Origin of the sequence: Nocardioides jishulii (assembly GCF_006007965.1) — a bacterium.
Lineage (GTDB): Bacteria > Actinomycetota > Actinomycetes > Propionibacteriales > Nocardioidaceae > Nocardioides > Nocardioides jishulii.
This window is the reverse complement of the sequence record NZ_CP040748.1, coordinates 2,808,085-2,820,559: the sequence shown is the minus strand read 5'-3', so window position 1 is coordinate 2,820,559 and position 12,475 is coordinate 2,808,085. Positions and strand designations below refer to the sequence as shown.

Genomic DNA, 12,475 nt, shown 5'->3' with positions numbered 1-12,475 from the left:
CCACCGCGCAATCCCTCCTCGTCACTGCAGTTCGGACCCGTCAAATGGTGGGTGGGTCCGGAAAGGAAATCACCAGTGCTTATCGCTCAGCGCCCGACCCTGTCGGAAGAGACCGTTGACGAGTTCCGCTCCCGGTTCGTGATCGAGCCCCTGGAGCCTGGCTTCGGTTACACGCTCGGCAACTCGCTGCGTCGTACCCTGCTCTCCTCCATCCCGGGAGCCTCGGTCACCAGCATCAAGATCGACAGCGTTCTCCACGAGTTCTCCACCGTCGAGGGCGTCACCGAGGACGTCACCGAGATCATCCTCAACCTCAAGGGCCTCGTCGTCTCCTCGGAGCACGACGAGCCCGTCACGATGTACCTGCGCAAGTCGGGTGCTGGTGACGTCACCGCCGCCGACATCACGCCGCCGGCCGGCGTCGAGGTGCACAACCCGGACCTCAAGATCGCCACCCTCTCCGACTCCGGCAAGCTGGAGATGGAGCTCGTCGTGGAGCGTGGCCGTGGCTACGTCTCCGCGGTGCAGAACAAGGGCGGCGACAACGAGATCGGCCGCATTCCGGTCGACTCGATCTACAGCCCGGTCCTCAAGGTCACCTACAAGGTCGAGGCCACCCGAGTCGAGCAGCGCACCGACTTCGACAAGCTGGTCATCGACGTCGAGACCAAGCCGTCGATCCGTCCCCGTGACGCCATCGCCTCGGCCGGCAAGACCCTGGTCGAGCTCTTCGGCCTGGCTCGCGAGCTGAACGTCGAGGCCGAGGGCATCGACATCGGCCCGTCGCCCGTCGACGAGCAGCTGGCTGCCGACCTCGCCCTCCCGGTCGAGGACCTGCAGCTGACGGTCCGTTCCTACAACTGCCTCAAGCGCGAGGGCATCCACACCGTGGGTGAGCTCATCGGTCGCTCGGAGCAGGACCTGCTCGACATCCGCAACTTCGGTGCGAAGTCGATCGACGAGGTCAAGGCCAAGCTGGTCGAGATGGGTCTGTCCCTCAAGGACAGCGCGCCCGGGTTCGACCCGCACGCGGCCCTGGCTGCGTACTCGGACGACGACGACGCGTCGTACGTCGAGGACGAGCAGTACTGATTGATCGGCACCGGACCCGGCGCGTTCGCGCACCGGGTCCGTCCCGGTCACATGACCACCCCGCCCCCACCGCGACCGCGGTGGGGACCAACTACCCAGGTACCTGATCCGGCCTGGGAGAAGACGGAGTAGCAGCGATGCCTACCCCCAAGAAGGGCGCCCGCCTCGGCGGCAGCCCGGCGCACCAGCGCCTCATCCTCGCCAACCTGGCCACCCAGCTCTTCGAGCACGGTCGCATCACCACGACCGAGGCCAAGGCCCGCACCCTCCGCCCCTACGCGGAGAAGCTCATCACCAAGGCCAAGAAGGGCGACCTGCACAACCGTCGCGAGGTCCTCAAGGTCATCCGTGACAAGGGCGTCGTGCACGTTCTCTTCACGGAGATCGGCCCCTCCTTCGCCGAGCGCCCGGGTGGCTACACCCGCATCACGAAGATCGGTCCCCGCAAGGGCGACAACGCGCCGATGGCCGTGATCGAGCTCGTCACCGAGGCCTACGCCCCCAAGGCGCCGTCGACCAAGAAGACCGAGGCTGCTGCCCCGGCTCCGGTCGAGGAGGCTCCCGCGGAGGAGACCACCGAGGCTCCGGCCGAGGAGGCTGCTGCCGAGGAGACCACCGAGGCTCCGGCCGAGGAGGCCACCGAGGCTCCCGCCGAGGACGCCGAGAAGGCCTGACGTACGTCGTCACGCAGGACCCGTCACCCGCAAGGGTGGCGGGTCCTGTGCCATTTCGCCGCGGGCCAGGCTCACTCGTGCGCCAGCTGCGGGGGAGTGCCCCGCAGCCGCGTACCACCCAGGTCGGCACGGGAGCCCGCGTCGTAGCCGGCCTGCATGCCGGAGCCGGAGAGGGTGCGCGGACGGGCCGCGCGCAGCTCGGGATACTGCTCCGCCACGGCCTGCTGCACCTCGTGGCTGCGATCGGCCAGCACCAGGGCGGTGGAGCGACCGCGCGAGGCGTCCTGGGCCGTCGCTCGGGCCACGGCCTCCTCCTCGCTGTGCCGTAGGCGCTCCGCGATCGAGATGCGGTATCCCGCCAGCCACGAGCGACGGAAGGCCGCAACGTGCTCGTCCGTCGGGACAGCCGTGCGGCTCAGCTGGCCCGTCGACTGCAGCAGCAGGCTCGTGAAGAGCAGGTCGGCGCGATCGAGGTCGGACTCGTGCCCGAAGAGGTGCACGGAGTGCTCCTTCGGGCCGCCCCACGGAGTACGCGTACGGAGGACTGCGCGGCACCGCAGGCCGATCGCCACTGCGCTGAGCAGCTGGGCCTTCTCCTGGGCGTAGGGGGCGTCGAGGTGCACGACCCGGTCAGCCACCCGGTCGCTGCCCGGGGAGTCGGCGGCCAGGAGGGCAGCGTCGATGCCGTGGTCGGCGATCAGCTGGGCCGCCTTGGCGGTGTAGATCTCCGCCTCGGCAGGCGTGGCGGCAGCGTCCTCGGCCTTGGCCAGCAGCTTGCGGACCTTGGCCAGCACGGCTGTGGACGTGTCACTCATGGGGACTCCTCGCGCGTTCGGTGGTGGTGAGGAGCCTGCCAGCGGCCGGCGACAGTTCTGGAGCGGCGGTCAGGGACGCCACTCGGGGTCGCGTCCGACGAAGGCCATGAGCTGGTCGATCGCCGGGGCGTCGTCGGACACCGGGTGGGCCGGGCCGTACTGGCCGGAGGCACGGAGCATCTCCTCGAGGGGACGCATCCCGGCCAGGAGAGCAGCGGCGAAGTCGGCGTCCAGCTCTGCCCTCTGCCCGGTGGCGCGCGCCAGGTCCCAGGCGTGCATGAAGACGTCGGAGACGTAGAACCTGTCGATCGCCTCGTCGAGGCGGGCTGCCGGTGCCTGGGGGTGCATGAAGGGCGACTCTGCCTGGGCAGGGTCGTCGAGCAGGAGCTGCACGGCCCCGCACTGCTCGCGCCATGCCGCGAGGGGGTCGGCGCTGGCCTGGTGCCTCCTGGTCCAGCCGTAGGGCGATCCGGCGTGGACGAACGCCGGGAGCCACGTGGTGAGGTGGTCGACGACGTCGCGGGCCGACCACCCGGCCACCGGGCTCGGTGCCTCCCAGTCGGTGGTGCTCTCCACCAGGGTCGTGAAGACGGCAGCCACCTCGCGGTGGCGCTCGGCAATGTCGGTGGGCAGCATCAGGCAGGTCCTCCGTCGGACAGCAGGTGGTCGAGCTTCTCGTAGCCCTCCTGGACACCAGTCTCCATGCCCGAGGCGACGAACCCGTCGCGGCTCTCGAAGGAGTCGCACAGCGAGAAGGCGTGGAGGCGGGTGCGGCCGTCGCCGAGGTCGGTGAAGGTGGCGGTCTCCAGGGCGATGGCCTCGGGCCAGTCCTCGAAGCAGAAGGTCTGCACGATGCGGGTCTCGCTGATCTCGGGGAAGGTGCCGCGGAAGGCGTACGCCTCCTCGCCCCGGCGCTGCACGTAGCGGTAGGAGCCGAGCGTGCGGCAGTCCCACACGTCGACCTCGGTGCTGAGGTCGTGGGGGCCGATCCACCGGGCGAACAGGTCGGGGTCGGTGTGGGCCCTCATCACCTGCTCGACGCTGGCGTGGAAGTCGCGCCAGATGTGCACGGCAGGGACGTGGTCGTCGGTCCGGACGACGGCGACGGCGAGGTGCTCGTCCGGCGCGGGGGCTCCCTGCACCGGCGGCTGGGTCGTGGACTGGTCGTTGGTGGTGGTCATGATGCTGCTCCCTGCTCGTTGTTGGAATGGGGCTCTGCATCGGCATCGGGCTCTGGCCCGGCTGCCTGCATCTCGGCCAGGACGGCGTCAAGACGGGTGAAGCGCTCCTGGGCCTGACGGCGGTAGCGCTCGATCCACTTCGTCATGAGGTCGAACACCTCCCCCTCCAGGTGGACCGGGCGTCGTTGCGCCTCCTTGGTGCGGGTCACGAGCCCCGCGGCCTCGAGCACCTTGAGGTGCTTGGCGACGGCCTGGAGGCTCACGTCGTAGGGCTCGGCGAGCTCGCTGAGGGTGGCGTCGGCCTCGGCGAGACGGGCGACCATGTCGCGCCGCGTCGGGTCGGCCAGCGCGGCGAAGGCCTGGGAGAGCGGATCGCTCATACATGTGCTCCGGATCTCGTGGTCAACCGTTGGGTTGAGTTCGAAGGTAGGCCGACGCCGAAGTGTTGTCAACCGTTTGGTTGAACTACCTCGTCTGGGAGGATGGTTCGGTGCGCATCCGGATCGACCTCGCCTACGACGGCACCGACTTCTCGGGATGGGCCACCCAGCCGGGGCTCCGCACCGTGCAAGGCACCCTGGAGACGGCGCTCGCCACGGTCCTGCGGCTGCCGGCGGTCCGCGTGGTCGTCGCCGGACGTACGGACACCGGCGTGCACGCCCGGGGCCAGGTCGTGCACGTCGACGTCGACCCCGACGAGCTGGCTGCCTCGGCCGGTCGGTCGACGGAGCCACCCCTCGCTACCCTGCGCAGGCGTCTCAACGGCCTCCTCCCACCCGACGTACGGGTGCACGCCGCCACGGAGGCTCCTGAGGGCTTCGACGCCCGCTTCTCGGCGATCTGGCGGCGGTACGCCTACCGCGTCGCTGACGCCCCCGAGCTCGTCGACCCGCTCACCCGCCACCACGTCCTGTCCTGGCCCCGCCCCCTCGACCTGGACGCCATGAACGAGGCGGCAGCGACGCTGGTGGGCCTGCGCGACTTCGCCGCCTTCTGCAAGAGGCGCGAGGGCGCCACGACCGTGCGTACGCTGCTCGAGCTGGAGTGGCACCGCGACGAGCTGGGGCTGGCGACCGCTCGCGTGGTCGCCGACGCCTTCTGCCACAACATGGTGCGCTCGCTGGTCGGCTGCCTGCTGGCCGTGGGGGAGGGGCGCCGCCCCGCCGCCTGGGCCGGCGAGGTGATGACCGCCGGGCGACGCGACCCCGGCGTGGTGGTCGTCCAGGCGCACGGACTCACGTTGGAGGAAGTCGGTTATCCCGAGGGCGCCGAGCTCCTCGCCCAGGCCGAACGTGCACGAGCAAGGAGGACCCTGTGAGCACCGAGAACGAGAGCACCGAGAACGAGAGCACCGAGAACGAGAGCACCGAGAACGAGACCGACCACTACTTCAGCGCCGACCCGAACGTGCCGTTCAAGCGCGAACGCTTCACCTGCGAGGTGTGGGGCCAGGAGCTCGAGCTGGTGAGCGGCCCGGGAGTCTTCAGCCGTGGCCACCTCGACCACGCCACCGCCGTGCTCTTCCGTGAGGTCGAGCCGCCGCCGATGGGGCAGTTCCTCGACCTCGGGTGCGGCTACGGGGTGATCGGCCTGGCCATTGCGAAGACCGTCCCGCTGGCCCGCGTGATCGGCGTCGACGTCAACGAGCGCGCGGTGCTGCTGGCCAACGAGAACGCCCAGGCTCTCGGCGTCTCGGGCACCTTCGTCGCGGTGACCCCGGACAACGTGCCCAGCGACTACGTCTTCGACGAGATCTGGTCCAACCCACCCATCCGGATCGGCAAGGAGGGGTTGCACGAGCTGCTGCTGACGTGGCTGCCCCGTCTCGCCCCCGGCGGCCGGATGGTGAGCGTCGTCGGGAAGAACCTCGGCGCCGACTCGCTGACCCGCTGGCTGGGGGAGCAGGGGTGGCCGACCACCCGGATCGGCAGCGCCAAGGGCTTCCGGGTGCTGGAGACCCGTCGCGCCTGACTCAGGCGGGGTGCGTCGCGACCAGCACGGCGATCTTGTCGATGCGGTGCTCGGGGTTGCCGAACTCGTCGGACCAGTAGTTGCCCACGGCGTGGTCCTCGGGCGTCGCGCAGGTCGAGAGGGTCAACATCGCGCGGGTGGCGTCGCGGCCGGGACGGCCGGGCACCGGTGCCCGTTGGGCGGCGAGCGAGTCCGGCGAGCGGAACGACGTACGCCGCGTGCCCACCACCTCGTAGACGTGCACGAGGTCGCCGCTGCGCACCCGGATGCGGTCGCCCCGGCGCAGGGACGGGGAGTCGCGCAGCGGAGCAACGCCGGTGAGCCGGTGGCCCGTCACGATGAAGTTGCCGAGCTCGCCGGGCCCCACACCGCCGCGGGGTCCGCGCGGTGAGGCCATCTCGCCGGCGTCCTGCAGGGCGGTGCCGCGGGCGTCGTCGGGAGAGCCGCGGTAGCGCACCACGGGGAAGTCGCGCAGGCCGAGAGCCGCGATGGTGACGCGGGACCGCCGTGGCTCAGGGGCCGAGGCAGTGGCGCTGGGCGGAGCAGGACCGGCCGTGGCCGACGGACCGGCCGACGCGCGTGCTCGGGGCGTGGGCGTCGGCTCGCTCGAGGGGCGACCCTTCGGCGTGCTGCCGCAGGCCGCCACCAGGAGCAGGCCGAGAAGGCCTGCGACGCTGCGTCGCGGTGCCATGCCACCACGGTAGGTCGCCACCGCAACCGCGCTGCGGGCGGCGTGGCAAGGTGTGGCCATGCCTACCGCTCCTCCTGACGGTGCCCCCCTGCGCGTCCTGGTCGTCGGAGCCGACGCCGCCGGCATGTCGGCCGCCCACCAGGCGCTGCGGACCGCGCGGCGCACCGGTCGCCGCATCGAGGTGGCGGTCCTCGAGGCGGGGGAGGACACCTCGTACTCGGCGTGCGGGATCCCCTACGTCGCCTCCGGTGAGGTGGCGGACACCGAAGCGCTGGTCGTCCGCACGGCCGTGGAGCACCGCGCCGCCGGGATCGACCTCCGGTTCGGCGCGCGGGTGACCCACCTGGACCTGGAGCGACGACTGGCACAGGTCGCCGGCGGCAGCGCCGTCGAGTTCGACGAGGTCGTGGTGGCGACCGGGGCCAACCCCGTGGTGCCGCCGTGGGCGCACGTCGACGGGGTGGCGGTCGAGGGCGTCCACCATGCCAAGACCCTGCGCGACGCCGACACCTGGTCACGACGTTTCGCCTCCGGGGGCCGGGTGGCGGTCGTGGGTGGCGGCTACATCGGGGTGGAGATGGCCGAGGCCGCGGTCCGGCGTGGGCTCCACGTCACCCTGGTCACCCGTTCCCGCGTGCTGAGCACCTTCGCCCCCGAGATCAGCGCCGTCGTGGTCGAGGGGCTGCGTGCGGCCGGGGTCGAGGTCCTCGAGCACTCGACGGTCGAAGGGCTGGAGGTCGAGGACGGAGCCGTGCGCGCGCTGCGCCTGGGTGAGGGGACCGTCGCTGCCGACCACGTCGTCGTGGCGCTCGGCGTCACCCCGGCGACCGACCTGCTGGCCCACACCGGTCTGCTGAGCCCGGGCGGCGGGCTGCGCCCCGACGAGCGGGGCCAGGTGGTGCCCGGCGTGTGGGCGGCGGGTGACTGCTGCGAGGTGCGCAGCCGCACAGGCTTCTGGACCTACGCCCCGCTCGGCACGCACGCCGCCAAGGCAGGACGCGTGGTGGGGGAGAACGTGGCCGGCGGGGACCTGCGCTTCGCAGGCATGGTCGGCAGCGCCATCACGCGCTTCGCCCCGGGGACGGTGCACCTGGAGATCGCGCGCACCGGGATCCTGGACGCCCAGGCCGCCGCCGACCCGTCCCTCGACCCGGTGGTCGTCGTCACCGACGGGACCACGGCGAGTGGCTACATGCCCGAGGCGGCCCCGATCACGCTGCGGGTCAGCGCCGACCGGACCACGCGCCGGTTGCTCTCGGTCGAGATCGTCGGCGGCCCGGGCGCAGGCAAGCGGGTGGACACGGCCGCCGCCGTGCTCTGGTACGACGGCACCGTCGACGACCTCGCCTGGATGGACCTCTCCTACGCCCCACCCGTCGCCACCGCGTGGGAGGTCCTCCAGATCGCCGCGCGCCGGGTGGCCGAACGGATCGACCGCGCGGCGCGGGCCTGACGCTGGGAGCCCCGGTTCAGGCGTGCCGGGCCAGCTCGGCCTTGGCGAGGGAGTTCTTGTGCACCTCGTCGGGACCGTCGGCCAGCCGCAGCGTCCTGATGCCGGCCGACATCATGGCCAACGGGAAGTCCTGCGAGACACCGCCGGCACCGTGGGCCTGGATGGCACGGTCGAGGATGCGCTGGACGACCCGTGGGGTGGCGATCTTGATCGCCTGGATCTCGGTGTGGGCGCCGCGGTTGCCGACCGTGTCCATGAGCCACGCGGTCTTGAGCACGAGCAGGCGCAGCTGCTCGATCTCGACGCGCGACTCCGCGATCCACTCCCTGATCACGCCCTGCTGCGACAGCGGCCGGCCGAAGGCGACGCGGCTGCTGACGCGCCGGCACATCAGCTCGACGGCCCGCTCGGCCACGCCGATCGAGCGCATGCAGTGGTGGATGCGTCCCGGGCCCAGGCGCGCCTGGGCGATCGCGAAGCCGGTGCCCTCCTCGCCGACGAGGTGGTCGACCGGGACGCGTACGTCGGTGAAGCGCAGCTCGGCGTGGCCGCCGTGCTCGTGGTCGTCGTAGCCGAAGACGTGCAGCGGCCGCACGACCTCGACCCCGGGGGTGTCCCGCGGGACGAGGATCATCGACTGCTGGCGGTGACGGGAGGCCTCGGGATCGGTCTTGCCCATGACGATGAAGATCGCGCAGTCGGGGTTCATCGCCCCGGTGGTCCACCACTTGTGGCCGTTGACCACGTAGTGGTCGCCGTCGCGGACGATCGAGGTCTCGACGTTGGTGGCGTCGGAGGAGGCCACGGCCGGCTCGGTCATCGCGAAGCCGGAGCGGATCCGGCCCTCGAGGAGGGGAGTGAGCCACTTCTCCTTCTGCTCGGGGGAGCCGAAGTGGTGCAGCACCTCCATGTTGCCGGTGTCGGGAGCGGCGCAGTTCATCGCCGCCGGGCCGAGGTTGCCGCTGCGTCCGCTGATCTCGGCCAGGGGCGCGTACTGCAGGTTGGTCAGCCCGCCGCCGATCCCGTCGGGGTCGACGCCCACGGGCAGGAAGAGGTTCCACAACCCGCGGCGTCGCGCCTCGGCCTGCAGGTCGGCGACCACGGGCGTACGCGTCCACGCGAAGCGGTCGTCGAGCGCCGCGAGCTGGGAGTCGAAGACCTCCTCCGCAGGCAGGACGTGGTCGTCCATGAAGTCGTTGAGCACCTCGACCAGCTCGGTGGTCCGTGCGTCGAAGGAGAAGTCCATGTCAGTCCCTTCCGGTGGCGGCGCGCAGGCCAGCCGCCAGCAGCGGCTCGACGGCGTCGCCGATGTGGTCGAACCCGCCGCCGACCGTCTGGCCGGCGACGAAGCGGTGGTGGATGCCCTCGAGGATGGCGGCGAGCTTGTAGTGCGCGAGGCCGAGGTGGAACTCCATCGCGCCGGAGAGGGCACCCACGTCGAGGCCTCGCGCGGCGGCGTACCGGGTGAGCAGCTCCTCGGAGGTGGGGTAGCCGGGAGCGCCGCTGGCGTCGCTCACGCCCAGCCCTGGCACCAGCGCCGCCACCCGGTCGTAGACGAGCAGCAGCGCGAGGTCGGTGAGCGGGTCGCCGAGCGTCGACATCTCCCAGTCGACGACGGCCTTGACGGGGTCCGCGTCCGAGGGCACGACGAGCAGGTTGTCGAGACGGTAGTCGCCGTGCACGATGGCGGGGGTGCCGCCGTCGTCGGGCACGTGGTCGCTCAGGTGCGCCAGGAGCCGGTCGGCGTCGGGCAGGTCGCGGGTGCGTGACCCCGCCATCTGCATGCCCCAACGGCGGACCTGACGGGTGAGGAACCCCTGGGGCCGGCCGAAGTCGGCGAGCCCGACCTCGTCGGGGTCGACGGCGTGCAGGGCCGCCAGCACGTCGATCATCGAATCGGCCAGCCGCGCCGTCGTCTCCTCGCCGAGGGTGGAGAGCTGCTCTGCGTCGCGGAAGGGCGTGCCCTCGACCAGCTCCATCACGTAGAAGCGCGCGCCGAGCACGGACTCGTCCTCGCAGAGCGCGATCGTGCCGGGCACCGGCACCGCGGTGCCCGCCAGTGCCGACATGACCGTGAACTCGCGCGCCATGTCATGGGCCGTCGCCTGCACGTGGCCCAGCGGGGGTCGCCGCACGATCCAGGTGTCGCGACCGTCGCCGACGCGGTAGGTCAGGTTGGACTTGCCGCCGGCGATCAGCTCGGCTGACCAGTCGGGCCCGGCGTCGGGGCGGTGGGGGCCGAACCAGGACGCGAAGGCGTCGAGGTCCAACCCGGGCAGGGAGTCGCTCATCGTGCCTCCTCGGCGGGGGTCCGGGCGGGCGCTCCACCCAGCGCGTCGAGACCGGCCTGGAGGCGCCTCATGCCGGCCAGCCACCGATCGGTGTCGCCGGCCCGGGCGCGGTAGTAGTCGGCCACCTCGGGGTGGGGGAGGACGAGGAAGCGGTCGTCGGCCAGGGAGTCGACCCAGGCCTGGGCGACCTCGTCGGGGGTGAGCGCGGAGTCGGCGGAGAGCAGGTCCTTGAGTGGTCCGGCCTCCTGGAGCATCCGGGTCTGCACGCCCTGGGGGCAGATCGCCTGGACGGTGATGCCGCGGTGCCCGTAGGTGGCGGAGAGCCACTCCGCGAAGCCCACGGCCGCGTGCTTGCTCACGGAGTAGGGCGCTGCTCCCAGCATCGTCAGCAACCCTGCGGCTGAGGCTGTCACGACGAACCGTCCCCCGCCGGTCTCCAGCCACTCGGGCACCAGTGCTCGCGCGGCGCGCACGTGGGCCATCACGTTGACCTCGTGGATGGTCGCCCAGGCGGCGTCGCTGGTCTCCAGCCAGTCGACCGGCTCGCCGCTGACGTGGTCGAGGCCGGCGTTGGCCATGAAGAGGTCGACGCGGCCCAGTGCCTGCGTCGCCTGCGTGAGCAGGCTGCGTACGCCCGACTCGCTCGCGCAGTTGCCCGGCACGGCGGTGCCTCCGACCTCGTGGGCGACTCGCCACGCCGCCTCGGGGTCCAGGTCGTTGATCACGACGCGCGCGCCCTCGTGCGCCAGACGCCGGGCCAGCGCGGCGCCGATCCCGTGTCCTCCACCCGTGACGACGGCACCCACGCCACGCAGGGAGCTGGCTTGGGCGTCGGCCATCAGACGCCGCCGGTCAACGTCAGTCCGCCGTCGACGGTGAGCGTCTGGCCGGTCAGCCACCCGGCGTCCTCGGAGAGCAGGAAGGCCACGACGGCTCCGATGTCCTCCGGCTCACCGAGCCGCTTGAGCGGGTAGGCAGCCGCGACCTCCTCCTCGCGTCCTTCGTACAGGGCACTGGCGAAGCGGGTCTTGACGACGGCAGGGGCCACGCCGTTGACCCGGACCCGCGGCCCCAGCTCGACGGCGAGCGACTCGGTGAGGCTGATCAGCGTGGCCTTGCTGGCGCCGTACATCGAGATCCCGGGGGCGGGCTTGAGCCCGGCGACGGAGGAGACGTTGACGACTGCGCCCCCGTGCTCGGCCATCCAGGCGGCGTGCACGGCCTGCACCCAGCCGAGGGCGGCCACGGTGTTGGTGTCGAGGATCTTGCGGGCGACGTCGAGGTCGACCTCGACGAGTGGCCCGTACGTCGGGTTGATGCCGGTGTTGTTGACCAGCAGGTCGATGCTGCCGAAGGTCTCCAGGGCGCGGGCGACCACCTCGTCGCGGTGGGCCGCGTCTCCCGCGTTGCCAGCCACGCCGAGCGCGTGCGCGGGGCCGCCGAGCCTCTCCACCGCCTCGGCCAGCGCGTCGGGCTTGCGGGCGGTGACGACCACCTTCGCCCCCTCGGCCACGAGCCGCTCGGCGATGCCCAGGCCGATGCCACGACTGGCTCCGGTGACGATCGCGACCTTGCCTGCGAGTCCGCGCACGAGTTCCTCCAGAGGTTCGGGGGTGGGGCGACGCTGTGGCGCTGGCCACATGAGTGAGCGCTTGCTTAGACTGACAGGCATGGACGACGACGTCAACGGACCCGGACTGACCGGCGCCCGCCTGCGGCTCTTCGAGGCTGCCGTGGCGTCGTTCGCGACGAAGGGCTTCCACGGCACCACGACCCGCGACATCGCCGCTGCGGCGGGGATGAGCCCCGCGGCTCTCTACGTGCACCACCGCTCCAAGGAGGAGCTGCTCCACCTCATCTCCACTCGTGGGCACGCTGAGGCGCTGAGCGTCTGCGAGCAGGCGGTGGCCATGCCCGGCACGCCGACCGAGCAGCTGGAGCGGCTCGTGGTCGACTTCGCCAGGTTCCACGCCCTCAACCCGACCGTGGCCCGCATCGTCAACTACGAGCTCGCCTCCCTGGCGCCGGCGCACCACGCCGAGGTGATGGCGATGCGCCACGCGATGGACGTGGTCGTGCGCGAGGTCGTCGCGCGAGGTGTCGCGGAAGGGTTCTTCGACGCGACGTCACCGACGATGACGGCCGCGGCCATCCTGTCGCTCGGCATCGACATCGCTCGTTGGTACGACCCGGAGGGGGGATGGACCCCGGACGACGTCGCCGAGCACTACCGGGTCCTGGCGCTGCGCATGGTGGGTGCCGACCAGCGGCCGGTCGCCGGATGACACCGGCGACCGACCGTCGAGC

Annotated in this window: 15 protein-coding genes; 6 read left to right on the top strand and 9 right to left on the bottom strand. The window is 71.7% G+C overall.

All coding sequences use genetic code 11. The annotated features are described in order from the left end of the window. Window positions 1-75: 75 nt before the first annotated feature. Both FCL41_RS13330 and rplQ read left to right on the top strand, forming a co-directional pair. Complete coding sequence (locus tag FCL41_RS13330) at window positions 76-1,092, top strand: DNA-directed RNA polymerase subunit alpha (protein ID WP_137065166.1); 1,017 nt, start codon at window positions 76-78, stop codon at window positions 1,090-1,092. A 137-nt stretch (window positions 1,093-1,229) separates the two neighbouring features. Further along, a complete protein-coding gene (rplQ, locus tag FCL41_RS13325; protein WP_137065167.1) occupies window positions 1,230-1,766 on the top strand; it encodes a 50S ribosomal protein L17 in 537 nt (178 codons plus the stop codon). Between the two features lie 71 nt (window positions 1,767-1,837). Here rplQ and FCL41_RS13320 read toward each other — a convergent pair whose 3' ends face one another. The 4 genes from FCL41_RS13320 to FCL41_RS13305 all read right to left on the bottom strand — a co-directional run bounded on the left by FCL41_RS13320 (window position 1,838) and on the right by FCL41_RS13305 (window position 4,142). Beyond that, window positions 1,838-2,581 (bottom strand): DUF2786 domain-containing protein, encoded by a 744-nt coding sequence (locus FCL41_RS13320; protein WP_137065168.1) that lies wholly within the window; start codon window positions 2,579-2,581, stop codon window positions 1,838-1,840. 69 nt (window positions 2,582-2,650) lie between these two features. Continuing rightward, window positions 2,651-3,217 (bottom strand): TIGR03086 family metal-binding protein, encoded by a 567-nt coding sequence (locus FCL41_RS13315; protein WP_137065169.1) that lies wholly within the window; start codon window positions 3,215-3,217, stop codon window positions 2,651-2,653. Next, window positions 3,217-3,762 (bottom strand): SRPBCC domain-containing protein, encoded by a 546-nt coding sequence (locus FCL41_RS13310; RefSeq protein ID WP_137065170.1) that lies wholly within the window; start codon window positions 3,760-3,762, stop codon window positions 3,217-3,219. The genes FCL41_RS13315 and FCL41_RS13310 overlap by 1 nt, the downstream gene beginning before the upstream one ends. Next, window positions 3,759-4,142 (bottom strand): ArsR/SmtB family transcription factor, encoded by a 384-nt coding sequence (locus tag FCL41_RS13305; protein WP_137065171.1) that lies wholly within the window; start codon window positions 4,140-4,142, stop codon window positions 3,759-3,761. The genes FCL41_RS13310 and FCL41_RS13305 overlap by 4 nt, the downstream gene beginning before the upstream one ends. 110 nt (window positions 4,143-4,252) lie before the next feature. Here FCL41_RS13305 and truA point away from each other — a divergent pair, with 110 nt between their 5' ends. Both truA and FCL41_RS13295 read left to right on the top strand, forming a co-directional pair. After that, window positions 4,253-5,080 carry a tRNA pseudouridine(38-40) synthase TruA gene (gene truA / locus FCL41_RS13300; protein WP_137065172.1) on the top strand — a complete coding sequence of 276 codons (828 nt, stop codon included), beginning with the start codon at window positions 4,253-4,255 and terminating at the stop codon, window positions 5,078-5,080. Beyond that, on the top strand, window positions 5,077-5,733 hold the full coding sequence (locus tag FCL41_RS13295; RefSeq protein WP_137065173.1) for a class I SAM-dependent methyltransferase: 657 nt from the start codon (window positions 5,077-5,079) through the stop codon (window positions 5,731-5,733). The genes truA and FCL41_RS13295 overlap by 4 nt, the downstream gene beginning before the upstream one ends. 1 nt (window position 5,734) lies before the next feature. On the opposite strand, the gene FCL41_RS13290 is transcribed toward FCL41_RS13295, so the two are convergent. Next, entirely contained in the window at window positions 5,735-6,424 is a 690-nt protein-coding gene (locus tag FCL41_RS13290; RefSeq protein ID WP_137065174.1) for a class E sortase, read from the bottom strand. Between the two features lie 58 nt (window positions 6,425-6,482). On the opposite strand from FCL41_RS13290, the gene FCL41_RS13285 reads away from it, so the two are divergent. Further along, window positions 6,483-7,877: an FAD-dependent oxidoreductase gene (locus tag FCL41_RS13285; protein WP_137065175.1), complete on the top strand. Its 1,395-nt coding sequence runs from the start codon at window positions 6,483-6,485 to the stop codon at window positions 7,875-7,877. A 16-nt stretch (window positions 7,878-7,893) separates the two neighbouring features. On the opposite strand, the gene FCL41_RS13280 is transcribed toward FCL41_RS13285, so the two are convergent. Genes FCL41_RS13280 through FCL41_RS13265 form a run of 4 tightly spaced genes read right to left on the bottom strand, consistent with a single transcriptional unit; the run spans window position 7,894 to window position 11,759 of the window. Then, window positions 7,894-9,123: an acyl-CoA dehydrogenase family protein gene (locus FCL41_RS13280; protein WP_137065176.1), complete on the bottom strand. Its 1,230-nt coding sequence runs from the start codon at window positions 9,121-9,123 to the stop codon at window positions 7,894-7,896. Window position 9,124: 1 nt separating this feature from the next. Next, entirely contained in the window at window positions 9,125-10,168 is a 1,044-nt protein-coding gene (locus FCL41_RS13275) for a phosphotransferase family protein (protein WP_137065177.1), read from the bottom strand. Beyond that, window positions 10,165-11,007 carry an SDR family NAD(P)-dependent oxidoreductase gene (locus FCL41_RS13270; RefSeq protein ID WP_137065178.1) on the bottom strand — a complete coding sequence of 281 codons (843 nt, stop codon included), beginning with the start codon at window positions 11,005-11,007 and terminating at the stop codon, window positions 10,165-10,167. Before FCL41_RS13270 ends, FCL41_RS13275 begins: the two co-directional genes overlap by 4 nt. Beyond that, the gene (locus FCL41_RS13265) at window positions 11,007-11,759 is read right to left on the bottom strand and encodes an SDR family oxidoreductase (RefSeq protein WP_239021645.1); all 753 of its coding nucleotides are present in this window, start codon (window positions 11,757-11,759) and stop codon (window positions 11,007-11,009) included. The genes FCL41_RS13270 and FCL41_RS13265 overlap by 1 nt, the downstream gene beginning before the upstream one ends. A 79-nt stretch (window positions 11,760-11,838) precedes the next feature. Between FCL41_RS13265 and FCL41_RS13260 the strand changes: the two genes are divergently transcribed. Continuing rightward, window positions 11,839-12,453, top strand: a complete 615-nt coding sequence (locus FCL41_RS13260) for a TetR-type transcription factor C-terminal domain-containing protein (protein ID WP_137065180.1) — start codon at window positions 11,839-11,841, stop codon at window positions 12,451-12,453. Window positions 12,454-12,475: the final 22 nt, after the last annotated feature.